Origin of the sequence: Hoylesella shahii (assembly GCF_937990675.1) — a bacterium.
Lineage (GTDB): Bacteria > Bacteroidota > Bacteroidia > Bacteroidales > Bacteroidaceae > Prevotella > Prevotella shahii.
On sequence record NZ_CALKQY010000011.1, the window covers coordinates 1 to 24219 of the forward strand.

A 24219-nucleotide genomic window follows, 5' to 3' on the forward strand; every position below is an offset into this window, starting at 1 on the left:
TTTATATCCATCCATAGGCAGGTATGGAAGGGACAGGTGTGCCCATACGGCTCGATATTTGGGAGTTTTTGTGCGCAAAGCACATCAAGTACTCTTCCAAAGACGCTTTTCAAGAAAAGAATCTGGCATTTGACAGTTTCCAGAGATTCTTAAGAGGGAATTAACTGAATTACCCTACTTACAATCTACCCCCTTAAACAAGCCTACAAATAAGGTGGCAAACACCTACCCCACTTACACCTCACCTCACAAAACACATCATCGCCCCTTAAAAGCCATGCAGACGCGTACTCAAAGGAGATAAAACGATAATGTTTTTGTAAATATTTTTCATCCAATTTTAACACTATAGAGGCTTATTTTATGCTCCAAGCAGACAACGACTCGAAAAACACGCGTATTTCGCGAGTTCATAACACTATGAAAATCAGCTAACTAGAATAAAAACAACGTTTAAACCCCATTTTTTACTCATTTTTAGCTCCATCGCAAACAACAAAGCGCATTTACGTCTAAAATATTTTATCATTTTAGTTCTAAGCAATAATTTAACCGAAATTGAACATATATTCTGCGTTATTTACCACTTTTATTCGCTATTTGCTGCATTTAGGTCTGCAATATGCATGAGTTAGCAGTGCTAAATGCTACAAAACGCAATGCTATTTGCTGCTAAACGCAATGCTATTTGCTGCTAAACGCAAGGTAAAAACATGGTTTTTGCAAAACAAATGCGCGCCTTTTTATAGACAAAAAGCATCAAATAACACACAATTGTAGGCTTTTTCGGAAGTAAAAAAGAAGCGGATTTTTTAAAAATAGCGAGGCAAAATATCGCAAAATGGCCCAAAAAGTGGAATAAAACACAATTACGATACATCAAAAATAAGAAAAAAGACCTGCCTTTTATAGGTTTTAGCCCTCCAAAAGACCTAAAAGGGGTGTTCAAAAAAGGATGTATTTGTAAAGTTTTATTACCCCATTTAAGAATTAGCCCTCACACTAGCCACACACAAAAAAAACTTTTGCCAACAACGAAGCACTTGCTGCGATGAAAACAACACGCAAAAGCCAGACCCTCACAAGCGCAAGCAGCTCATTTCAGCACAATAATATCGCTCCACCGCGTTGTAGGATTTTTGCTTTTAAAGTCGTGTTTTATAGCATTGGCAAACACATTGGCCTTACCTTTACCATCTTTAGCCGTATATTGCTGACTCCCAAGCACAACTGTTTCTGTGCCATTCACCTTATTAAGCTGGTCGACAACAGCATCCAGCCGTTTCAGTTTATCAATCTGTTCGGCATTTAGGCCGAAGAGGTCTGGCTGAATAGGACTGTCTGCACCAATTCCCATCACGATAACTCCCGCTTTTTTATAATGAAAGCCCTGCAAAAACAGTTTTTGCAGCACCTCGTTGGCAGCCTTCACAATAGCAATGGTGCTACTGGTGGGTGTAAGTAGCCGCGTTTCTTGAAAGTTCCAATATTGCGGCAAGTCTTCGCGAAAGGCGTTGGTATGCAAGAAAACGCCAACAGCAGCGGCAACGGTGCGCTGCTGTCGTAATTTTTCGGCACAGCGAGCAGCATAATTAGAGACATGCGTACGCAGGTCGTCGATATTGGTAATCATGCCATTGAAAGAGCGACTCACACAAATCGACTTCTTTTTGGCCAGTTCTTCGTTGGGCACACAGTCTTCTCCATTCAGTTCGCGCCATGTTCTTTCTATCACAATGTTATTAAATGTGGCTCTCACCCAGGATAATTGGCGTTCGGAAAAGTCGAAAGCCGACTGCACTCCAGCAGCCTGTAACCGCGCCGAATAACGTCTACCAATGCCCCACACCTCGTCGACGGGGTAAAGTTTTAGAGCCTTGATGCGTTTTTCATCACTGTCTATCAGGCAGCAATGGCGATAGCCTGCATGTTTTTTAGCAAAGTGGCTGGCCATTTTAGCCAACGTTTTATTGGGTGCTATGCCCACACTGATAGGCATACCCACGCTTCGCACAACTCGTCGATGCAAGCTTTCGCCCCACTCTTTCAGGTTTATTTGTTCCACTCCATTGAAATAAACAAAACATTCGTCAATGCTATAACGAAAATAGGCTGGTGCTTCTTGCTTAATAATCTCAACCACGCGCCCCGTAAGTTCGCCATAGAGTTCGTAGTTAGACGAGAAAACAGCGATGTTGTGATGCGGAAACAGTTCGGCCAACTGATAGTAAGGCGTGCCATTCTTGATACCCATAAGCTTGGCTTCAGTAGAACGCGCCACCACACACCCATCGTTGTTGCTTAGCACAACCACAGGTTTACCCTTTAAGTCGGGTCTAAACACGCGTTCGCATGACACATAACAATTGTCGCAATCCACTATTCCGTACATCAGTCAATACCTTCTCCAGTTTTTTATAGTCCATACCACCACGCCCCACACCTCAAAAGCATCGTTTTCATCAATCCTTATGGGTTGAAAATTGGGATTAGCAGGTCGCAATTCGATATATCCCTCATCACGATGGCTAAGATCTAGGTACTTAATGGTAAATTCTTCGTTGATATATCCCACCACAACATCGCCATGACGTGGCTCGATAGACCTGTCTATAACGGCGATGTCGCCACTGCATATGCCAGCCTCAACCATCGAGTCGCCAGCCACTTTGCCATAAAAAGTGGCTTCGGGATTGCGTATAAGGTCGTGATTAAAGTCGAGTGTTTCGTGCATATAGCCATCGGCAGGCGAAGGAAACCCCGCTTTTAAGCCTTCGGCAATAGGCAATTTCAGTCGTTTGGTGAAATTGCCCTGAATAATTTGCATGCCCGTGGTGTATTGTTTGTTATCTTTTGTCATGTTCTTAAATTTTCGGCAGCCAATAAAACTCGTTTTTGCAAAACGCATTAAAGACCGATAAGCCTTAACAACAGAAGTGAGCGATGCCCGCAACGTTCCAGAAGAAACCATTGGTATGGGTCCACATCGCACTCTTTGCCCCTCCTAGCGTTACAAGGGAAAGACAAACACAACATGTTGTCTTCGCAAAAGTACAAATAATATGCGAGAAAGCCATTGCACAAAGCAAATACTTAAACACGAAACTAAAGATAAAAGGCTATCGGCTCATTTCAAACTAAGGTATGTGTCAGCACCTCTTGGACTAGCCACAACATTACTCACCACGCTGCACCACGCAAAATAGAAGTAAGAAGCGCCCAACAGGCGTTGCCCATAGCTACAAAACAAAAAAGAGGACACCACAAATGGCATCCTCTTCTTGTGATTCCGTTGGGGTTCGAACCCAAGACCCACAGCTTAGAAGGCTGTTGCTCTAATCCAACTGAGCTACGGAACCATTACCCGCAATACTATATCTTTCAGTTTTGCGGTTGCAAAGTTAGAAAAAAAAGGGGGGATAGCAAAATATTTCGCAATAAATATTGCTCTGAAAGGTGGCAACCATAAGTTTGCGCGTGTATAAGTTGCAATATTTAGGCCTTTAAATACATTAGAACTTGCGTAAACACCAATTATCAGTCCTAGTGAAAGCTCACCACAACTACACAAAAACGCCCACCCCCCCAAAAAAAGAACAAGAGAGACAAAGGCTAACTCCAAGCTAGCGTTCTCAACAATAAAAAATAAAACAAGGAAAAAGAAAAGAATACATCTACCAACAAGACCAATTAACCAAGCATTTGATGGCAAGTAGAAAGTATAAGGCCAATAAAAAATACCGATTTGCACTAAAAAAGTGATGATGTTCTTGGAAAATAAGAATTAAAGTGATACTTTTGCAGAAATAAACAACGAAAGGATACAATATGTTGAGCTTTAACGCATACTTCTATTACTTTCACTTTACAGCAAGAATGTAAAGCGGGAAGATGCGTGCCAACTATTAACGTGAACATCATAATAAGAAAATAACAATCACATCCCGCTTCAATAACATTGAGGCGGGATGTTTTTTTATGATAACAAGCATGAAGAGAATTGCCATACAGGGCATCGCGGGCTCGTTCCACGACATTGCCGCTCACCAATATTTCAGCAACGAGCAGGTGCAAGGCATATATTGCAGCACCTTTGAAGAAGTGTTTCGACAGATTGCCAACGACCCAACGGTTATCGGAATGGTGGCTATTGAGAACACCATCGCTGGTTCGCTGCTGCACAATTACGAGTTATTGCGCGCCTCGGGAACATCTATCGTAGGCGAACACAAGCTGCACATCGAGCATGCTATATGCTGCCTGCCCGAAGACGACTGGCATTCGATTAGCGAAGTGCACTCGCATCCTGTTGCCTTGATGCAATGCAGGGATTTTTTAGCCAATCATCCTAAGCTTAAAGCAGTGGAAGCCGAAGACACCGCAGGCTCGGCCGAACTCATTGCTAGAACAAAACAACGCGGATGGGCCGCCATCTGCAACGCATCGGCAGCCAAACTATATGGGCTAAAGGTGCTAGAAAACCATATTGAAGATAACAAACACAACTTTACACGCTTTCTAGTGGTGTGCCATCCGCAACGCTCAGGCAGTCTTAGACCCTGGGAAAATGCCAACAAAGCCAGTTTGGTGTTCTCACTTCCTCACGAAGAGGGTAGCTTATCGAAAGTGCTTACCATTCTTTCGTTCTACAGCATCAATCTCACCAAAATACAATCGTTGCCCATTATCGGCCACGAATGGGAATATATGTTCTACGTTGATGTTAAGTTCGACAACATCACTCGTTATCACCAAAGTATAGACGCCATCGTTCCACTTACCAAAAAACTAAAGATTTTAGGAGAATATGAAGATGGGAAACAACAAGACACTTAACATAAAGCCTGCACAAAGACTAGATTTTGTGCAAGAATACTATTTTAGCAGAAAACTAAAAGAGGTGGCACAGCTTGTATCCGAAGGCAACGACATCATTAGTTTGGCCATTGGGTCGCCCGATTTACCCCCTTCTGCCAATACTATAGCCAAATTATGTGAGGTGGCACAGCGCGAAGATACACACGGATATCAACCCACAAAGGGCACTCCGCAACTGCTAGAGGCACTGGCCACACATTATAAAAGATGGTATGGGGTGGACGTTAACCCACAGAACGAGGTGATGCCACTTATCGGAAGTAAAGAAGGGATTCTGCACATAACCCTTGCTTTTGCCAACGTGGGCGATAAAGCGCTGGTGCCTAACCCGGGTTATCCCACTTATACAGCACTTAGTAGATTGCTTGGCGTTGAGGTGTTGAATTATAACCTGCGCGAAGAAAACCAATGGCAACCCAACTTTGATGAGCTGAATGACATGGATTTAAGTGGCGTTAAACTGCTATGGACCAACTATCCACACATGCCCACTGGCGGAAAACCCATGATGAAGACCTACGAACGACTGGTGGAATTTGCCCAAACGCACAACATAGTGGTGGTGAACGATAACCCTTACTCGCTAATCTTGACCAACAAACCTAGGTCTATCATGCAAGTAGACGGTGCCAAAGACTGCTGCATCGAACTAAACTCGCTGAGCAAAAGCCACAACATGCCTGGTTGGCGCGTGGGAATGTGCGTAACCAACGCCACATGGGTGCAATGGATGCTTAAAGTTAAGACCAACATTGACAGTGGAACGTTTCGTGGTATTCAGCTCGCAGCAGCCGAGGCGATAACAGGTAACACCACAGAATGGCACACCTATTATAATAAGGAGGTGTATCAGCGCCGCCGAGTGATTGCTGAAAAGATTATGAAGGCCATAGGTTGCACGTTCGCCCCACAGCAAACGGGACTGTTTCTTTGGGGAAAAATACCCGAGAGCATCACCGATTCCGAGCAACTCACCGAACATCTGCTGCATCAACACGGCATTTTCGTTGCTCCAGGATTTATCTTTGGCAGCAACGGCAAACGTTATGTGCGACTCTCTTTATGCGCAAATGAAGCCCGCATGCAAGAGGCTTTGCAAAGAATTACAAGCAAACAAGACAACAAAACCATTATTGAACAACAAAACAGCTAAATAAAGACATGGAACTAGACTTATTACCCCTTAACCTTCCCAGTGATAACGAACGCCCTGTGGTGATGGCTGGACCCTGTTCGGCCGAGACTGAAGAGCAAGTGATGCAAGCTGCTCGCGCTTTGGCACAAAAGGGATGCCACATATTCAGGGCTGGTGCTTGGAAACCACGCACAAAACCAGGTGGGTTTGAAGGCAACGGCAAAACCGCTTTGCCATGGCTCGAACAAGTAAAAGCTGAAACGGGAATGCTTATTGCTACAGAAGTGGCCACACCCGAACATGTGGAACTATGCCTTAAACACAATATAGACATTCTTTGGATTGGCGCACGCACCTCGGCAAACCCATTTGCCATGCAAGCTTTGGCCGATTGTTTGCGAGGATTAGACTTACCCGTACTGGTTAAAAACCCCGTAAACCCCGACCTAGAACTGTGGATTGGTGGCATGGAACGCATCAATCAGGCTGGCGTTAAGCGTTTGGCAGCCATACATCGAGGTTTTTCTAGCTACGATAATAAGATGTATCGCAATTCGCCAATGTGGCAAATCCCCCTAGAACTGCGCCGACGCATACCTGCTTTGCCCATCATCTGCGACCCTAGTCATATCGGTGGAAGACGCGAACTGATTGCTCCGCTATGCCAACAGGCTATGGATTTGGGCTTCGACGGACTAATTGTAGAAAGCCATTGCAACCCCGACAAGGCTTGGAGCGATGCCAAACAACAGGTTACTCCAGACGTTTTGGATTATATCCTGTCGTTGCTCATTGTGCGAGATAAGAGCTTAATACAAGAAGGTATCACCCAACTGCGACACCAAATAGACGACTTAGACAACCAATTGATGGAACTGCTAGCTAAGCGCATGCGTGTTTGCAGACAGATTGGACAATATAAAAAGGAACATAACATGACTGTTTTTCAAGCAAGTAGATATAATGAGATTCTTGAAAAGCGTGGTGCACAAGGCGCTTTATGCGGAATGAACCCCGAATTTGTGGCTACAGTGTTCGAAAGTGTACACGAAGAGTCGGTTAGACAGCAAATGGAAATTATAAACAAGTAGCTAAAATGAGGATTTTAATTTTGGGTGCAGGCAAGATGGGGAGCTTCTTCACCGACCTGCTAAGCTTCGAACACGAGGTGGCTGTGTACGACCAAGAGCCGCAAAGAATGAGATTTACCTACAACTGTGCCCGATTCTCATCATTAGAAGAGGTGAAACAGTTTGAACCGCAACTGCTTATCAATGCCGTTACAATGAAATACACCATCGAAGCCTTTCGAGCGGTGATGCCTTTCTTGCCACAACAGTGCATCGTGAGCGACATTGCATCGGTTAAAACAGGACTGCGCGAGTTTTACGAAGGCTGCAATCATCCCTTTGTTTCATCACACCCCATGTTTGGACCCACTTTTGCCAACCTCAATCAACTTAGCAACGAGAATGCTATCATCATTGCCGAGGGCGACTATATGGGGCGCATCTTCTTTCGCGACCTGTATAACAAGCTGGGATTAAACATTCACGAGTACACGTTTGAAGAACACGACCGCACTGTTGCCTATTCTCTAAGCATCCCTTTCGTTAGCACTTTTGTGTTTGCTGCAGTGATGAAACCGCAGGATGCACCTGGAACAACTTTTAAACGCCATCTTAATATTGCACGAGGGGTGCTTGGCGAAGACGATTTTTTGCTACGCGAGATTCTCTTTAATCCCTATACTGCCGAACAAGTGGGACATATTCGCGACGAACTGAACGCTCTTCTCGACATCATTAACGATAAAGACGCCGAGGCGATGAAACAATATCTCACCAAGATAAGAACAAATATACATGGTCAAAAGACTTCGTAATAAGGCGTTGGGCTAGTATTGAAAGGGCTCAAAAACGTTTTTTCCTCAGCATTAAGCTTTACTTTGAAGCAAAAAAACACAAAAAACAATGGCGATACCACGCTGAATGGCATGGTATCGCCAGTGTTTTTAAAAACTTTTGCTCATTACTTCCTTATCGCTCTTTAGAGTAACATCCACAAAACAGTTCCCTCGTCAATCGTTATCATACCACGAAGGCAATCTCCTTAACTCTTGATAAGTTTGGTTAATGTCTTCGCGACTTATCTCAAAATGCCTATCCACCGTTCTTGGCTTATCGTTTAGCGAATGCGAAAACAGCCAATCGTAAGTTTTTTGCAGATAAAACAGGCGAGCCAACAACCCATGCGACCCACCCTGCACCCAGTCGTAGCGCAGTAGTTTGTCGTTGCCCTGCTCTTTAAGCTTATTAACCACCACCTCAGATTGCTTCACCGACACAGCTCTATCGGCAGTACCGTGCATAATCCACATCGGCACCTTCCCTATTCCACTAATATCGTTGCGCGAACAGCCACCACAGAGCGCCATCGCAGCCGCCACTTTCTCGGGATAAACAGCCACAAAGTCCATTGTTCCATATCCGCCAAGACTCATCCCCAGCACATAAACACGTGTGGTGTCTACCATATAGTTAGCCTTAGTCCACTCTAACAAGTCGTTAATCTTTTGCGGACTCCATGCACCACCAGGGTTTTGAGGTGCAATAACAAGCGTTGGGATAATCTTTCCACGGTCTATTGCATCGAGCACACCATATCTACGCACCCGTTGCAGATTATTGCCACAGAGGCTAGCACCATGTAAAAAGATAACAAGGGGCAAAGGGTGCTTATCTATTTCGTACTCGTTGGGTGTGTAAACCCAAAAGTTATAACCCCCAGGCATAACGTTTGTCTTCGTAATAAAATTCCCTTTTTCGGTTTTTTGCGCCATACTTGAAAGGCTTGAGGCAAAAAACACCAATACCAACAATATATTTCTCATATTCAAATCGTTAACAAATACAATCTTTTTTATAGTGGTTGTTGGCCCGCTTCTTTGTAAGTGAATGCATACATCACTGCTCTTTTGCTTAAGAAACGGACCAATAACCATAGTAGGGTTTACTAAATGCTGGCCCAAAAGCCAATCACGCTATTCGTCGTAAGGCACAGTCTGCATGCTAGGCAAATTGATACGTGGGTCTACAAACGACTTCATTCGCCCTTTAAGCACGCTAGGATGGAGCAACTTAACCAATTTCTTGGCAGCATCAACGTCCAAATAGTTTATCAAAATCACAGTAGCCTCCATGTTGGGATGCATTTTAGCAAAAACAAAAGCAGTTGCTTCCAACTTATTATAGAGCGTTACGCCACGCTCGCTGTATTGCTTTTCAAGTTCTTCGGTAAACTCTTTGCAATGCACCAGACTATCGAATTGCTGCGCCATCTGCCTCATTTCAAGGTTAACAGGCTGAATAGCCTTTTCCACCTCGTTTAATTGGCGATAAACTTCGCTACCTCCAAAGCGCCATCCCTTATTGATGTCGCCTTCCAAAATCATTTCTTCGCCAGGAACAGCCAAAGCATAAAATCCCACATAGCGATGATTTCTGTCGTTTGCACCGTCGATAACCTCCATCAAACACACGCTGTCGAGCGATATAGTCAAATCAAACTCGCCGTTCTTTGTGCACACGGTAGTATCCTTAAACACAGGTTCGCCATTCTCTACGCCTGTTATGGCAAAGAGCAACGAATCTTTCACACCTGTTAGCTTGCCTCTGATACGTAGGGTTTTGTCTTCGTGCTGAGCACATTGTGCTAACATCAAAGCTGCAAAAAGCAGCATCATCATTTGTTTAAATGTTCTTTTCATGCTGTCAGTATTTAAAATTAAGACTTATCTTTGTTTCTTTTCTTCCATGCCCTATTACCTGTAAATGTAACAAAAGGCATTGCGAGTGATGTTCGCTACAAACAGCTAGTGAGCGAAACGTGTACCCAATTGCGACATTTTCCTTGAAATAAGCATATTCACCACACAGTTTACGCAGCCTCTTGCACAGTGTTGTATCGGTCTTTTGGTGAAGAACGTGGCTCGATAAGAAAAAAATCGTCAATATTTAGTATTGCTGATAAGTTTCTTTGTTGCATTGTTTTAATGCAAAACAGAAAGGCACTAACCACCTTTAACAACACTTTGATGGCGATGTCACTGCAAAGCATATCACAATGCCCACAACAAGACATTTGTATACCTCTGTTTACGCAACGCAAATATACATTTATTTTTTGATTTACCGAAGATTTGACGTATATTTGCAGCAAAAATTAAGTTTAAAAAATTGTCGTTATGGCAAGTTTCATATATCAAAGAACCAATAAGGTGTTGCTCATCTACACAGGCGGAACAATCGGGATGGGCCAAAACCCGGCTACTGGTGCACTCGAACCGCTCGACTTTAATTATCTGGTAGACAACTTACCAGAATTTAAGTACCTCAAGACGAGCATCGAGGTGTATCAGTTTGCATCACCCATCGACTCTAGCGACATGGCTCCAAGGCTATGGGCGCACCTTGTTGGCATCATAGCAGAGAATTATAACTGCTACGATGGGTTCGTTATTCTACACGGTACAGATACCATGGCATACACAGCATCGGCCCTATCGTTTATGTTGGAAAACCTTACGAAGCCTGTTGTGCTAACTGGAAGTCAATTGCCTATTGGTCAATTGCGCACCGACGGAAAGGAAAACCTTGTAACTAGCATTGAATTGGCTGCCGCACACCACGAAGACGGAACACCGATGGTACCCGAAGTTTGCATCTATTTTAGCGGTAAACTATTGCGTGGTAACAGGTCGACAAAGCAAAATGCAGAAGGTTTTAACGCCTTTGAGTCGTTCAACTATCCCTCGCTATGCGATGCGGGCATCAACTTCAATTTCCACCATCATGAGATTTTGAAGCCCAATTACCAGCTACCAATGGTGCCACACACAGCACTCGACTCAAGCATCGCGGTTATATCCATCTTCCCTGGCATACAAGAGAACATTACACGCTATCTTATAGAGGCGCCCGAACTTCGCAGCATCGTGATGAGAAGCTACGGAAGTGGCAACGCTCCGCAACATCCTTGGTTAATGAAACTACTAAAAGAGGCCTACAACCGTGGTGTTATTGTAGTGAATATCAGCCAATGCATTGCCGGAAGTGTGGAAATGGAACGCTACGACACTGGTTTCCAACTTAAGAATGCAGGTGTTGTAAGCGGATACGACAGCACCGTTGAGGCGGCCTTAGCCAAACTAATGTACCTACAAGGCATATATCGCGACAACGGAACTGTTAGAAAAATGATGCATAAAAACATTGCTGGCGAGATTTCGGTGTAACCAAGAGGGCTATCCGCCTAAGCCAAGCCACTACGATGCACTGAAATAAGTGAAATACACGTAAGCTAAGGCGGCCAACAGGCCCAACACCACTACAAGACGAATGATGCAGCCCGTTACTTTCTTGATAACCACCACACCTATAATGATGGCTACCAACACAAAGATGTAATAATGTAAGTCTGTCATGGGGGTTATTTAAATAACTGTTTAAAGGTTGAGGGTATGGGTGTTTGAAATTCCATCCGCTCTCGCGTCATGGGATGAAAGAAACAAAGCATATATGCATGCAGACATAGGCGTCCAATGGGGTCATCGCCATTACCATATTTAAGGTCGCCACACACAGGATGCCCTATATCTGATGTGTGAACACGTATTTGATTTTTGCGTCCAGTCTCCAATTTATACTCAACTAGCGAGTGTGTTGTGGTTCTGTTGAGCACTGTAAAATGCGTAACAGAAAACTTGCCACCATTATCAACAGGCGAAGAATAAGTGATATACGAGCTATTGTCTTTGAGCCAGCTGCTTATTGTGCCGCCTTCGTCAACAATTTCGCCCGACACCACCGCCACATAGCGACGGTCGTACACAATATCGTGCCAGTTATGTTCAAGTATTTGTTCGGTTTCCATGTCTTTGGCATACACCATAAGTCCACTGGTTTCACGGTCTAACCGATGCACCACATGCGCCCGACACTTCTGTCCAGTAGAATCGAAGTAGCCATCTAATATAGCTTTCACGTTTAACGACGAATGCCCTGCTGCCATCGACAGTACGCCAACACTCTTATCCACCACAATGAGGTAACGGTCTTCGTATACAATACGGATATAACGGCTTTTAAAAGGAGTCGCCTTCTTAGTTCGGCTCACCGTTACCTTCATGCCAGGCAGCAGTTTATAGTCGTATTGTGTAACGCATTTCCCGTCTACATACACGCCATGGCCTCGCAAAATGTCTTTCAGCTTGTTTCTACTCTTGCCTTTAACATTACGCAGCAGCCAGTCTAGTAGCACGCTTTCTTCCGCTACTTCATAGCGGTCGAAGTCTTGCCCATTGCTCTTATTGTTCATATTTTCACGCCATATATGCATAACAAGTGCAAAGTTAATAAAAAAGGAGCATACCTTTAGCAAAACAAAGCCGCTATTGGCAAACTAGTCAAGCAAAAAGAAGGCTATATGAAATAAAAGCAATAATTTTGCATTTCAAAAACATTATCAACAAAAATGAGATCGTTAAAAGAATTGTTCAGGATAGGAAAAGGTCCTTCGAGCAGTCATACCATGGGGCCACAAAAGGCTTCAGAGATTTTTAAACAACGTAATCCGCAGACGTCGCGTTTCGAAGTGACCCTCTATGGCAGCTTGGCTGCTACAGGAAAGGGCCACATGACGGATGCCATCATCATAGAAACGCTCTCTACTGCTGCACCAGTAGACATCGTTTGGCAACCTTCGGTATTCCTGCCTTTCCACCCTAACGGTATGAGATTTGTGGCTAAAGACGCAAATGGCAACGACATCGACGAGTGGACGGTGTATAGCATTGGCGGTGGTGCACTCTCTGAAGGAAAAAAAGAGGGCGACATGTTCGACACGGAGGAAATATATAACATGAACTCGCTTACCGAAATCATGCACTGGTGCGAAAAAACTGGGCGTAGTTATTGGGAATACGTGGAACAATGCGAAACGAAAGACATCTGGGGCTATTTGCACGAGGTATGGATGGTGATGCAAGCGGCCGTTGAACGTGGACTTAATCGCGAGGGCGTGTTGCCTGGCCCGCTGGGCTTACCCCGCAAAGCAGCCACCTATTACGTTAAAGCAAGTGGCTATAAACAAACGCTGCAAACACGCGGACTGGTTTATGCTTACGCCTTAGCCGTGAGCGAAGAGAACGCTTCGGGTGGAACAATTGTCACTGCACCCACCTGTGGGGCTTGTGGCGTGCTGCCAGCGGTACTCTATCATCTACATAAAGGACACAATTTCTCTCAAACGCGTATACTACATGCCTTGGCCACTGCTGGTCTTTTCGGCAATATCGTTAAGAAAAATGCCTCTATATCTGGTGCCGACGTTGGTTGTCAAGGCGAGGTTGGCGTGGCTTGTGCCATGGCTTCAGCAGCTTCGTGCCAATTGTTTGGTGGTAGTCCTGCGCAAATTGAATATGCTGCTGAAATGGGATTAGAACACCATTTGGGCATGACTTGCGACCCTGTGTGCGGCTTAGTGCAAATTCCCTGTATCGAAAGAAATGCATTTGCGGCCACTCGCGCTCTAGATTCCAATCTCTATTCGGCTTTTTCAGACGGAAGACACCGTGTTTCGTTCGACCGTGTGGTACAAGTTATGAAACAAACTGGTCACGATATTCCCTCGCTTTATAAAGAGACAAGCGAAGGCGGACTGGCTAAAGACTTTATGATGGGTAGCTGATTTAAAGAATTGAAAGGCAAAAGTGAAGAAAACCTGCGATAAAGTGTTGTCTTAAAGAGGGGGTATAACAACACTAAAGCTTTGCCATTGCTAGGAACAAGCTTAATAGTACTTTCGCATACGTGCAAAGATAGTGATAAAGAACAAAGCATGTGATGGGTTGTAGACAAACAACCAATAAGCAACATTTGGGCTGGTGCTTGAGCTTCACGCCTTTTGAGTTGTTGCCCCACAGGTTTTCACCAACCTAATTCTCGGTTTTTGCAATGTTAGTATTGTGCATTTATGCTTTCATACCCCTTTGAGTCGACCCTATTATAGAGAAGCGGGCGTGCTAAAATATGTTTTAGCACGCCCGTTTCTTGTTCTCGCCACAGCGTTGGTTAGAAACCACCACCCATTGGTCGGCCACTTCCCATCGGCCTTACACCACCGGGAGCACCTCCAGGAGGCATTCCTCTAGGTCCTGCATCGTCTCCTTGAGGTCTTTTGTTGCGCATTTGCTGACGTGCATCTTTACCTCCGAAAAGATTTAGACGATAAACCACGTGCAACATGGCGTAGCTGTTAATGCTGTTGTATTCGGTATCGGTGCGCTGATAGGCATTGATTACACGCGAAAAGTTGCTTTGCTGGCGCAAGATATCGAAGAACTGAACACTCACACTAAGCGGACTGCCCTTGAGGAAGCTTTGCGAAAGCTGGGCATTCCACACCAGTTCGTTAGTGTTAAGCGCGCGGTCGGCATATCCACGACGACTGTTTTGATGCAGGTCGGTAGACAATTGCATGCCCCAAGGCAACATAAAGTTAAGCGTTGCACCATAAGCAAACTGCCAAGTATTAAGGTTGTTTTGCAACTGAAGTTTGTTTTTAGAGCGCGCATAGGTGAAAGAGCCATCGAGTTCTAGCTCGAACCAGCTATTGCGATAGCTGGTTGCCAAGCGCTCCGACAAACTAAGCGAACGGGTAACATTGCGTTGTGAGCCCGATGTAGAGTTCAAACTGATGTAGCCTACGTAGTTGTTATAACCCAGATTGGTAAACGTGTTGACGTTAAACACACCGGCCGAGTCGACGGCTGTGTTAAACATCAAACCTGCATTGGCATTCCAATTGCCATTGATATTGTCGGGTTGTGTGATTTGTCCGCCAGTTATTTCGTCGTAAGTAACACGGTTGCTCACGGCATTTCGCGTGTTGCTGTAGTCGAGGAAGGTCATAAAGGCTTGTTGTCTGCGCTCTCTATAAGTGTTATAGAAAAAGCGTAGCGAATTGGTGAACGAGGGTTTTAGTCCTGGGTTTCCTCTATGAACGTTCAAGGGGTCGCTATCGTCTACGATGTCGAGCAGGTCTGACATCGATGGTTGCGAACTTGTACCACGATAATTAATGCGTAACTGACTCACATCGCTAAATTTATAGCGCAGCTCGAGCGCAGGCGACACATTAAATACGCTACGTGTGGTATCGGCAAACTGGCCTAAATAGTTTTGGGTAAAGTGCGATGATTGTGGCTGAACCATAAATCCAGCATTCAACTTATACTTCTTTCCCACAAAGCGCAGCATCATTTCTAGTTCGTGTGTGTAGTTCGTATAAACCGACGAACGGCTTAAACGCTGGTCGCGATAGCTTTCGTAGGGGCTGGCAAGCATTGAAAGATAGCTATTCCAACCACGATATAGAGGCGATTGCGACCCGAAGAAACCTTCACCAAGGTTGCTAAAATCGAACGTTGCGCGGTCGCTCGTGGTGCGACTATAGCCATACTTATACCTAAATTGCAAGTAGGTGCCTCGCCAAAGCGGTTCGCTATAAGTGGCTTGCAAGCTATAGGTCCAAGCTGTTGTTGGTGTTTGTAGATAGCGATTGGTTTGATAAGTAGAGTCAACACCAGTTGCATCCTTCACCTGATAGAGGTGAACATTTGAGAGCGACAAGGATTTGGCATTGGTTTTAGCATAATCCACATCTGCACGCACAGTAACGTTTCTACCATTGACACTCAATCGGCGGTTCAATTGCAGCATTCCGCCTGCCTCTTGCTTTTGGGTATAACTAATAGAATTAAGCGAACGGCTGTTCACCATCAAGCTATCGGCTGCCATTTGGGCAATGGATGAAGCCAAAAGTGGGTCGGCCACGTAGTTGTAAGGATTGTCGTTGTACGTTCCCGAAATGCTAGTAGACGTGCCATCGCTAGTTGAATAGCTGAATGTAGGACGGAACATGATGTTGGTTAGCGAGTCGGGCTGCCATTCCAATCGTCCTCTAGCATTCCATTTATTGCTACGCGAATAGCTTTGGTTAAGACTATTAGAGAACGAACCAGCCGTGCTAACAAAGTTCTCGGTAGCCACTCGACTTTGAACATCGCCATCCGAGTGGTTCCAACGCACGCTCCAGTCTATCTTTAGTTTATCTTTCTTTTCGTAATTAAAGTTTGTTCCGAGCATCTTCGTAGCATTAAGCCCATCGCGGTTATGCCCAAAGTTACCACGCCCGCCACCTCCAGGGAAGCCCATATCGTTGGTATTGTTCGCATTTGCAAACAACATTACTCTGTATTCGTCTTTAAAATAAGCGCCCATCAACCTGTCGGCATAACGCGATTGTGTGCCTTGAGCCAAGTCTATATTTGAAAATACCCCCTTGTTCATACCTTTCTTAATACCAAAATCGAGCACCGTTTGGTCGTCGCCATCGTCAATACCCGACACACGAGCCAAGTCGCTACGTTGGTCGTAGGCCTTTATCTTGTCTACAATAGACGTTGGCAGGTTTTTCAGTGCAGTTTGGGTGTCGCCCGTCATAAACTCCTTTCCGTCTATCAATATCTTTTTCACCTCCTTACCATTGATCGTTATCTTACCATCGTCGCTTATTTGGGCGCCAGGCAACCGTTTCACAAGCTCTTCAATAGTAGAACCCTCGGGCGTACGAAAGGCTGCCGAGTTATACACAAAAGTGTCTTCGCGCACTGTTACCTTCACGGCTTGCCCCGTAACAGTGGCTCCTTTGAGCATAATAGCATCGGCGTTCATCACGATATTGCCCAAAGCCAAGTTTTTGCCGTCGGCAATTTGCAGTTTTTTATAATAAGTAAGATAACCCACACTCGAAACTTTAAGCAGATAACTTCCATCGGCTGGGGCTGTTAATGCAAACTCACCTTTCTCGTTGGATATGCTTCCACCAACAAAGGTGCTGTCAGACTTTAAGAGTTGAACCGTGGTTTGCGTCACGGCCTCATGCGTGTCACGGTCGGTGAGCGTACCGCTAATCTTACGTTCTTGCGCACTTGCCACCACTGTGACGAAGAAAAGCAATACCAATAAACAATACTTATTCATAAACCTATATTAATTTTAAGGGCATGGAACTAACCACACCATTTGTTTTATACACTTGTTGGAGAGCTAATAAGCAAGCATGCGTCCCATAAAGGCTGCACCAGCTAGTTAATGTGCTGTTGGTTGCAGAAAAGCAAACTCAATAACCCTAAAGAACAAGTCCACTACATACATTAACTATTTGACAAGTTTCCCTAAATTTCACTTACAAGACGCACGAAAATAACGTTTTGTATTGTCAATTTACGATATAAGACGATAAAAAAGTAACAGGGTTTAATGAAGGCGATAAAAAAATGTAGACTAAATTTTGCGGGGTTAGGGCTTTGTTTTAACTTTGCCCCACATTAAACCCTAGATAACATGATGCAAGAAGTACTTATTTCTGCCCAATTGGAAAGTGACTTGACGCGCGCCATTAATGTTTGCGCGCCCGATAAGGTGTTTGTGCTTACCGACGATACAACAAAACAATTTTGCTGGCCTAAGCTGCAACACTTTGAATGTTTGAAGGGGGCTAACCTCATTAGCATCAAACCCACCGACTACAACAAGAATATTGCCACGCTTTCGCAGGTTTGGGAAAGCCTAGCAACCAATGGCGCAACACGTAGTTCGTGCTTAATAAACTTAGGAGGAGGCATGGTTACCGACTTAGGGGGCTTTGCTGCCGCCACGTTTAAACGCGGTATTCGTTTCGTTAACATCCCAACAACACTTCTGGCTATGGTGGATGCTGCCGTGGGTGGTAAAACTGGCGTTAACTTTAACGCACTGAAAAACGAGATTGGCGTGTTTTGCAACGCTCGTTTTGTTGTGCTTAACACACAATTTCTAAGCACACTTGATAAGGAAAACACGCGCTCTGGTTATGCAGAAATGCTGAAACATGCATTGATTAGCAACGAAGGGATGTGGAGCGAACTGCTCAACTTCGACCTTGGTCAGCCCTATTGGGAGACGCTTCAGCCAATGGTGGCCCAATCGGTGAAGGTGAAAGAAGAGATTGTGGCGCAAGACCCTCACGAGCAGGGTATAAGAAAAGCACTGAACTTGGGTCACACCATGGGCCATGCATTCGAATCTTTAGCCCTACATAATGGCCAACAGCTGCTACATGGCTATGCTGTGGCCTTCGGCTTGGTATGCGAACTATACCTCGCCACATTTAAAACACACTTCCCCGTAAACAAAATGCGACAAACGGTGCAGTTTATTAGGGAGTATTATGGCACATTGCCACTATCGTGCAACGATTATGACCAGCTTATCGAACTGATGCAGCACGACAAAAAGAACGCTTCTAAAGAGATTAATTTTACGTTGCTTGCTGACATTGGACAACCAATTATCAACCAAACGGCCTCTAAAGAAGAAATTAAAGAGGCTCTAGACTTTTTCAGAGAAACGATTTAGACTATCATTTGGAGGCATAATACCGTAGTACGACGACTAAAACGGGGATAGCTGCTAAGCACCACACGCTGCTCCCCATATAGAAAGAGTGCTTAACGCTAATTCTTTATGATGGCCTACACATATTTTGTGCGCACACCCATAAGGCTAGCCACGCCCAAACATAAAGTCGCGAACCACGATTTAAGCCGAAACCACAAAGATAAACTGCAAACAGGCGTAAAGTTCGATGCCCAAAATATAGACCAACCATAGCGGAAGCGTATGAGCAATGCCCGCAACAAGGCAGTCGCACACTTCTTCGAACGAACGAAGCCGGGAACTTACCACCCCAAACGACACCGAAATAAAGCATACTATGAGACAAACCAATAGCACAAAGCTTTTGGAGAAGCTACTGGGGTATAAATTTCCCGTAACCCCAAGCAGCACAGCATGAGGCAAAACAGTGAGAAGAAGCAAAAGCACCACAATAACAAACAGTTCGGCTAAAACCACCATAATGCCAAAATGGTCCCAAAAAGTCATGGCTTTCCATTTGCGTGGCACATCAAGAATGCCACAAAACCTAACCGAACCAAAGGCCATGCTACCCAATAAGAGCCACACAAGCCCACGCCCACCAAGGTTATCACCGATGCTTCCCACCATCCACCTGATGCCCTCGGCACTTAAAAGCGAGCGTATAGGAAGCTCTGGGCTCACGGCTTTGAACACCCATGAACCTAATACGGCAACAATTTGCAACACCACCAGTGTCAACACCAGGTGCGCAATGCCTTTTCCTGTTCGTCGGTGATAAACAATCTTATGCTTAGCCATTGTCTGGAACAAGGTTGTCGATATCGAGAATGTGCAATTCGATGGCCCTCACCACCAGTCGGGTGGCGTTAACGCCCATGCCACCGTTACCATTGGGAAAGAGTTTGTTTACCAATTCGTTCTGTCTTTTCTCCAAACTCTTCACCCCAAAGGGCATTCCGCGCAGGTTGGTTATCTGCTCTTTGGTGTAACCTAGAGCCAAATGGCGCAAAAAACGTTCGTCGTACTCGTCTATTTCGTAAGCGATGAAAGCCTCTTGCCTAAAGATTTGTGTGCTTACCACACGCTTAAACTTCTCTACAATTTTCTCGAGAATAGGCTGATTAAACACCAGACGCTTGCCATTCATCACGCTTATTACATCATCGCGCGTAAGCAGTTCGCCACTTTTAAGTATAATTCCATCGCATCCGGCATCAAGAACATCGAGCCAAAGTTTCTCGTTGAGTATCTCCCCTGTGAAGATAAGCACCTTCACTTTAGGAAACTGCTCCTTGGTGTGGCGACAAATCTCAACGCCAATAGTGGTAGAGCCACCCAATCCTAGGTCTAACAACACCAGGTCGGGCAGTTCTTGTTTCATCAATTTCCAATACGTGGGTTCGCTATCGGCCGTACCTATAATGGTGGCTTCGGGTATATCGTTCCTAAAAATGCCTTCCGTTCCCTTTAATTCTAAGGGCACGTCTTCCACGATTATCACTTTAAATTTGTCCATTTTATGTGTGGTTGTTTGATGTTTTATATTTAAGCCTGCATTGCTTTGGGCAGAGTTATTTCTAGATGTGTTTTGTTATCGATGTTGCATGCATACACTCCGCAGCCCCTGGCATTGGCAAATTCGCCAGTATCGCGCACAATTTGTCTGCAAAGAAAATACTGCAGATTGGGCGTTGTGGATGCAAATAGTTCGCGACATTGCTCGTTGGTGTAAACCATATGGGGCAATTCGATGTCTATCACCACGTATCGCGCTCCCTTATCTTTAGCCTTAAGCACTATCGTTTGCCCTTCAAGCAGCTGTGCCAAGAGAAAGAAAAGGTAGGTTAAAAGGTCTTCATCGCCCAAAATGTGGCGTTGTTCGGCTTGGTTTTCGCCGGCACAGGGTAATACTTTGAGCAACTTTTGAAGCGACACTGGCCTGCAGGGATAGCGCATGTCATCTACCAGTCGCATGGCTTGAGCGCTAAGCAGCATATAAAGTTCCTTGTAATAATCCACAAGCTCGGTCATGTCGTGCAAGTCTTCACCACCATTCTCAATCAGTTGCCTAATTCGCGAGGGGTAATACATCGTTTCGTGTTTCAGCGCACTAAGGCAATTATCAAGCACACTATTGTTAACGTGTAGCTTGTCGTTCTCTATTTCCACCCTGTGCAGTTCGTCTTCGGCCATTTCTATGCTTTCTTCGCGGGCCTTTTCCATCTCAACATTTTTTTGCAACACTTCGGTTATCTGACTTACCACTTCGTTAAGCGAATTAAATTGTACTGTTTCGCCACCGTGCTTGCTAATCGACTTGATGATGTGGGCAATGGCATCCAGCTTTACTTGGGCCTCATCGGTGTTCATCAACACCTTATTTATCTCTTCCACCCTTTCCACATAGATACGGTAGGCCACATAATGTCGATAAAATAGCACGTAATATGCTGGCACGATAAGCATCAATATAAGGATGAGTACAACAATACTAATTGTTTTATTGGCCTTAGATTGCTGCATACCCACCACGTAAGAATCGAGCGTATTGTCGGCCGAACTGGCTTTGAAAAGCCTGGTGTACACTTCGTTGTTATAGCGATACAATTCCCATTCGTGCAAAGCCAGCGCGGCAATGGCACTCTCGTTGCGTATATCCAATATAATGCGATAATTGGTTTCTAGGCCATTGTTTAGCCATTGTATTTCTGCGGGCTTTTCGGCCGATTGAGAATACATCACCAAAGAATCCTTACCATGGGGTGCTTTTAGTCGATAAATGGCGTTAAGTTTACCAATACAGCTATCGGCATATTGTAATGCCTTGTTGTAACGCCCATTTACATTAGCAAAATAAGCACTATCGGCAAAGGCGCTGGCGCGTTTTAACAACTTTCCTTCGAAGGTGTTGGCCGATATGCGATCGAGAATTTTGCTGCGATTACCTTGTAGACTGTCGGGGGGTGTTGCGGCATAAACCTGCAAACAAGTGCCCATAGCCAGCAGAGCGAGCAACGTGCGCACCACTCTTGGCAACCTAAAGCTGAACACGCTGCCCTTGTCTTTCTCGCTTTCTACCGAGATGGTACAGCCGTCGAATATCCTACTCACCTTCTTATACTTGTCGATGATGCCCTTACAGTTGAGCAATCCAAAGCCATGCGAGGTTTGTACTTCGGCCGACGACGAATTAATCACCTTACGTTCGAACAGGTGAGCCCGCTCTTCCTCGGTCATTCCCTGGCCCGTGTCGGCAATCATAATGTCTACATATCCCTCTTTCACCACACTGGCACTAAGCGTAACGCTGCCGTTTCGTTCGGTAAACTTGCGTGCATTGTCTATCAGCGTGTTAATCATAAAGAGCGTAAGGGTGCGATCGGCCTTAACAATCTCGGATGTTGGCTCTATCACAAGTCTCACCCCTTTGCGTTCAAACCCCATTCTGCTTTTCCCAACGATATCGAAGAGGGGTTGCAAAGCCACACTTTCCACGTGCAGACTTAGTTCGCCTTGTCTCATCTGTATCCATTGAGTAAGAATGTCGTTGTATTCTTTTATCTTCTCGGTAAGTTCCTTTACATAGGCCAAGCGTTCTTGTCGAATTTCTTCTGGCTCTTCCACAGCATTAAGGCGGTGAATTTCGTTTCGCATTCTATCGATAAAGGGCACAACCGAATTTACTAACGACACTTTGGCCCGCTGCTCAATGTTTTTCTTCTTGTTCTCTAGCACATGGCGTTTGCCAATTTCTTGCAGTTCGTGTAGTTCTTCGTAGCGGTCGTTTTGCTCTTCCACATGCTGTGCGTTGGTCTGTTCCCATTGCCTTAGGGGTTCGAGCATCTTATCGGGCGAATATTTGGCCGCTTGTTTAGCACGCATTGAATTGAAAAGATAGAGCAAAAGAATAACCACCACAATGGCAATACCCACATACACAAGCATGCGGTTTAGCTGTTTCGACGATTGCTCTAGCTGTTCGGCACGTGCCTCCTGCTGTTTGTCTTGTCGGGTTTGTCGCTGAATGTCAAGGTATATGTTGCGATTTACATCGCTTTGTGCCTTTACGTTCATTGCCGAATACACCAAACTCAATTGCTCGCAGATAGACGAGACCAGGTCGGGTGCCTTCCTGATAACCGAATTGCGAAACAATGCATTCTGCAAACAAAACAAAGCCGACTTATAATCTTGCACAGCCCAATAGCACGAGGCCAAGGTGCGGTAGGCACCAGCCGTTTGATAAACATCGCCATAATTAGAGAATATCACCAGTGCCCTTTGCGCAAGGTTACCAGCCAACAAACTATCGGGCATATCGTCGCTATTAAGAAGGGTGATGTCCGTGGCATTGTTTTTCACCAATAGGCGTCTTTTGCTTTTGTCCATCAAGTGTTCGCTAAGTCCTTGCAGCGAGTTTGCCACCCAATAAGGATAGTTGCTTTGTTCGGCCATGCTATAACAGCGAAACAACAAATCAAACTCTTGCTGGTAGATGGCTTCCTTGGTCGAGCCATGTATCAGTCCGCCAGCTCCCATGTTATACATGTAACTCAACCATTGGGCCGTGTCTTGCTGTATATCTCCATTAGGCGCAATATTTTCTTGCTCTATCAACGCCCTTTCGGGCAATCCTATATAGTAGAAATACACCGAAGCCACGATGTAAAGCTCGGTCTCGGCATATATCATTCGCTTGCGAAGACGAGGCGAAAGGTTGTTGGATTCTTCCTTTATGCGTTGTAATCGGCGCAAAGCACTCTCGCGAAAATTGTAAAAATCCTTGTTGCGCGACTGCCTTTGGCAAAGTCTCATTAACTGTACATCGGCCACCAACAACTCCACCTGATTGTCGGTGATGCTGCGCACATCGGTAAGCAACTTCGAAGCTGTTTCAAATTCCATTTTCGAGATGTGCACAAAGGCCAAATTGTTTAAGGCTTCTGCTCTACCATCAGCATAATTATCAGACAAATCGAAGGCTCTTTGGGCATACACTTTGGTTGAATCAAGGTTGCGATAGTGAAAAGCATACGACTTACTGTTGAGCCTGTCTGCCTCTGCAGCGTTGTTATCGCCACAAGCACCAAGCCCCAACAAACAGAGGACAACGATTATAAATATGCCCATTAACCTGATATGCCGATGTTGAAAATACGAATTGATAGCCCTTTAATCTATTTGGTTACGCATGCAAATTTATAGAATTAATCTCGGAAAATGACACATTAAGACAAAATAGTTCATCTTACAAGCCTAAGAAACTTACATATATGGTGAGTCTTTCAAAGTAAGGGTTAAGTTTTTTCGGTAATGACCACTTCTCAAGTTATGCCTGATAGTGTGAGGATGCATATAGTTTATCCTGTCGTTTTTTTATAACATAAGTGTCCTTTAATTTAAACTGTAAAATATTAAGTAAGAATTTTAACATTATGAGTGGCTTATTTATCACCGAATTCCCACACGCTCGCAAATATTCAATTCTCGCAGAGGTTTGACTTGCCGAAAAACGCACTTAAAGAATGAAGGATGATAAGATGGGTTTTTGATGTAAAAAACCGCGTTTTATACTAAATATTGGGCGTTTTGCTGCAAAAAGGAAAGCTAAATGCAGCAAAACGCAGTGCTAACTCCTACAAAACGCAGTGCTAACTCATG

At 44.8% G+C, this 24219-nt stretch carries 18 protein-coding genes and 1 tRNA gene; 7 read left to right on the forward strand and 12 right to left on the reverse strand.

All coding sequences use genetic code 11. The annotated features are described in order from the left end of the window. Positions 1 to 1096 precede the first annotated feature (1096 nt). The 4 genes from QME03_RS01285 to QME03_RS01300 all read right to left on the reverse strand — a co-directional run bounded on the left by QME03_RS01285 (position 1097) and on the right by QME03_RS01300 (position 3751). Complete coding sequence (locus QME03_RS01285; protein WP_281723217.1) at positions 1097 to 2392, reverse strand: Y-family DNA polymerase; 1296 nt, start codon at positions 2390 to 2392, stop codon at positions 1097 to 1099. Positions 2393 to 2395: 3 nt separating this feature from the next. After that, positions 2396 to 2860: a LexA family protein gene (locus QME03_RS01290; protein WP_044075843.1), complete on the reverse strand. Its 465-nt coding sequence runs from the start codon at positions 2858 to 2860 to the stop codon at positions 2396 to 2398. Between the two features lie 424 nt (positions 2861 to 3284). Further along, positions 3285 to 3359, reverse strand: a tRNA-Arg gene (locus QME03_RS01295). Next, positions 3350 to 3751, reverse strand: a complete 402-nt coding sequence (locus tag QME03_RS01300) for a hypothetical protein (RefSeq protein ID WP_281723218.1) — start codon at positions 3749 to 3751, stop codon at positions 3350 to 3352. Before QME03_RS01300 ends, QME03_RS01295 begins: the two co-directional genes overlap by 10 nt. Positions 3752 to 3990: 239 nt before the next feature. Between QME03_RS01300 and QME03_RS01305 the strand changes: the two genes are divergently transcribed. From QME03_RS01305 to QME03_RS01320, 4 genes are read left to right on the forward strand one after another with little or no spacing between them, the layout of a single operon-like run. Beyond that, positions 3991 to 4836, forward strand: a complete 846-nt coding sequence (locus QME03_RS01305; protein ID WP_281723219.1) for a prephenate dehydratase — start codon at positions 3991 to 3993, stop codon at positions 4834 to 4836. Next, positions 4808 to 6031, forward strand: coding sequence for a pyridoxal phosphate-dependent aminotransferase (locus QME03_RS01310; protein ID WP_281723220.1), 1224 nt, complete (start codon positions 4808 to 4810; stop codon positions 6029 to 6031). Before QME03_RS01305 ends, QME03_RS01310 begins: the two co-directional genes overlap by 29 nt. 8 nt (positions 6032 to 6039) lie before the next feature. Next, positions 6040 to 7104 carry a bifunctional 3-deoxy-7-phosphoheptulonate synthase/chorismate mutase type II gene (locus QME03_RS01315; RefSeq protein WP_281723221.1) on the forward strand — a complete coding sequence of 355 codons (1065 nt, stop codon included), beginning with the start codon at positions 6040 to 6042 and terminating at the stop codon, positions 7102 to 7104. Between the two features lie 5 nt (positions 7105 to 7109). Beyond that, the gene (locus QME03_RS01320; protein ID WP_025816928.1) at positions 7110 to 7898 is read left to right on the forward strand and encodes a prephenate dehydrogenase; all 789 of its coding nucleotides are present in this window, start codon (positions 7110 to 7112) and stop codon (positions 7896 to 7898) included. A gap of 195 nt (positions 7899 to 8093) precedes the next feature. Here the strand turns inward: QME03_RS01320 and QME03_RS01325 are convergent, their stop codons facing one another. Further along, complete coding sequence (locus tag QME03_RS01325) at positions 8094 to 8906, reverse strand: carboxylesterase family protein (RefSeq protein WP_375711930.1); 813 nt, start codon at positions 8904 to 8906, stop codon at positions 8094 to 8096. Positions 8907 to 9056: 150 nt separating this feature from the next. Next, positions 9057 to 9782 carry a hypothetical protein gene (locus QME03_RS01330; protein WP_281723222.1) on the reverse strand — a complete coding sequence of 242 codons (726 nt, stop codon included), beginning with the start codon at positions 9780 to 9782 and terminating at the stop codon, positions 9057 to 9059. 477 nt (positions 9783 to 10259) lie between these two features. On the opposite strand from QME03_RS01330, the gene QME03_RS01335 reads away from it, so the two are divergent. Continuing rightward, a complete protein-coding gene (locus tag QME03_RS01335; RefSeq protein ID WP_281723223.1) occupies positions 10260 to 11309 on the forward strand; it encodes a type I asparaginase in 1050 nt (349 codons plus the stop codon). Positions 11310 to 11339: 30 nt separating this feature from the next. On the opposite strand, the gene QME03_RS01340 is transcribed toward QME03_RS01335, so the two are convergent. Together QME03_RS01340 and QME03_RS01345 are read right to left on the reverse strand one after the other, a co-directional pair. Continuing rightward, positions 11340 to 11498 (reverse strand): hypothetical protein, encoded by a 159-nt coding sequence (locus QME03_RS01340; protein WP_170116116.1) that lies wholly within the window; start codon positions 11496 to 11498, stop codon positions 11340 to 11342. Between the two features lie 5 nt (positions 11499 to 11503). Beyond that, the gene (locus QME03_RS01345; protein WP_273148494.1) at positions 11504 to 12391 is read right to left on the reverse strand and encodes an RluA family pseudouridine synthase; all 888 of its coding nucleotides are present in this window, start codon (positions 12389 to 12391) and stop codon (positions 11504 to 11506) included. 156 nt (positions 12392 to 12547) lie between these two features. Between QME03_RS01345 and QME03_RS01350 the strand changes: the two genes are divergently transcribed. After that, complete coding sequence (locus QME03_RS01350) at positions 12548 to 13762, forward strand: L-serine ammonia-lyase (RefSeq protein ID WP_281723224.1); 1215 nt, start codon at positions 12548 to 12550, stop codon at positions 13760 to 13762. Between the two features lie 383 nt (positions 13763 to 14145). On the opposite strand, the gene QME03_RS01355 is transcribed toward QME03_RS01350, so the two are convergent. After that, positions 14146 to 17118 carry a TonB-dependent receptor gene (locus tag QME03_RS01355; protein ID WP_281723225.1) on the reverse strand — a complete coding sequence of 991 codons (2973 nt, stop codon included), beginning with the start codon at positions 17116 to 17118 and terminating at the stop codon, positions 14146 to 14148. A gap of 363 nt (positions 17119 to 17481) precedes the next feature. Between QME03_RS01355 and aroB the strand changes: the two genes are divergently transcribed. Continuing rightward, complete coding sequence (gene aroB, locus QME03_RS01360; protein ID WP_281723226.1) at positions 17482 to 18534, forward strand: 3-dehydroquinate synthase; 1053 nt, start codon at positions 17482 to 17484, stop codon at positions 18532 to 18534. Positions 18535 to 18717: 183 nt separating this feature from the next. Here aroB and QME03_RS01365 read toward each other — a convergent pair whose 3' ends face one another. Genes QME03_RS01365 through QME03_RS01375 form a run of 3 tightly spaced genes read right to left on the reverse strand, consistent with a single transcriptional unit; the run spans position 18718 to position 23688 of the window. Then, positions 18718 to 19356 carry an AbgT family transporter gene (locus QME03_RS01365; protein WP_281723227.1) on the reverse strand — a complete coding sequence of 213 codons (639 nt, stop codon included), beginning with the start codon at positions 19354 to 19356 and terminating at the stop codon, positions 18718 to 18720. Continuing rightward, entirely contained in the window at positions 19349 to 20074 is a 726-nt protein-coding gene (locus tag QME03_RS01370; RefSeq protein WP_025816915.1) for a DUF5932 domain-containing protein, read from the reverse strand. The genes QME03_RS01365 and QME03_RS01370 overlap by 8 nt, the downstream gene beginning before the upstream one ends. A 29-nt stretch (positions 20075 to 20103) precedes the next feature. After that, the gene (locus tag QME03_RS01375) at positions 20104 to 23688 is read right to left on the reverse strand and encodes a sensor histidine kinase (RefSeq protein WP_281723228.1); all 3585 of its coding nucleotides are present in this window, start codon (positions 23686 to 23688) and stop codon (positions 20104 to 20106) included. Between the last annotated feature and the right edge of the window lie 531 nt (positions 23689 to 24219).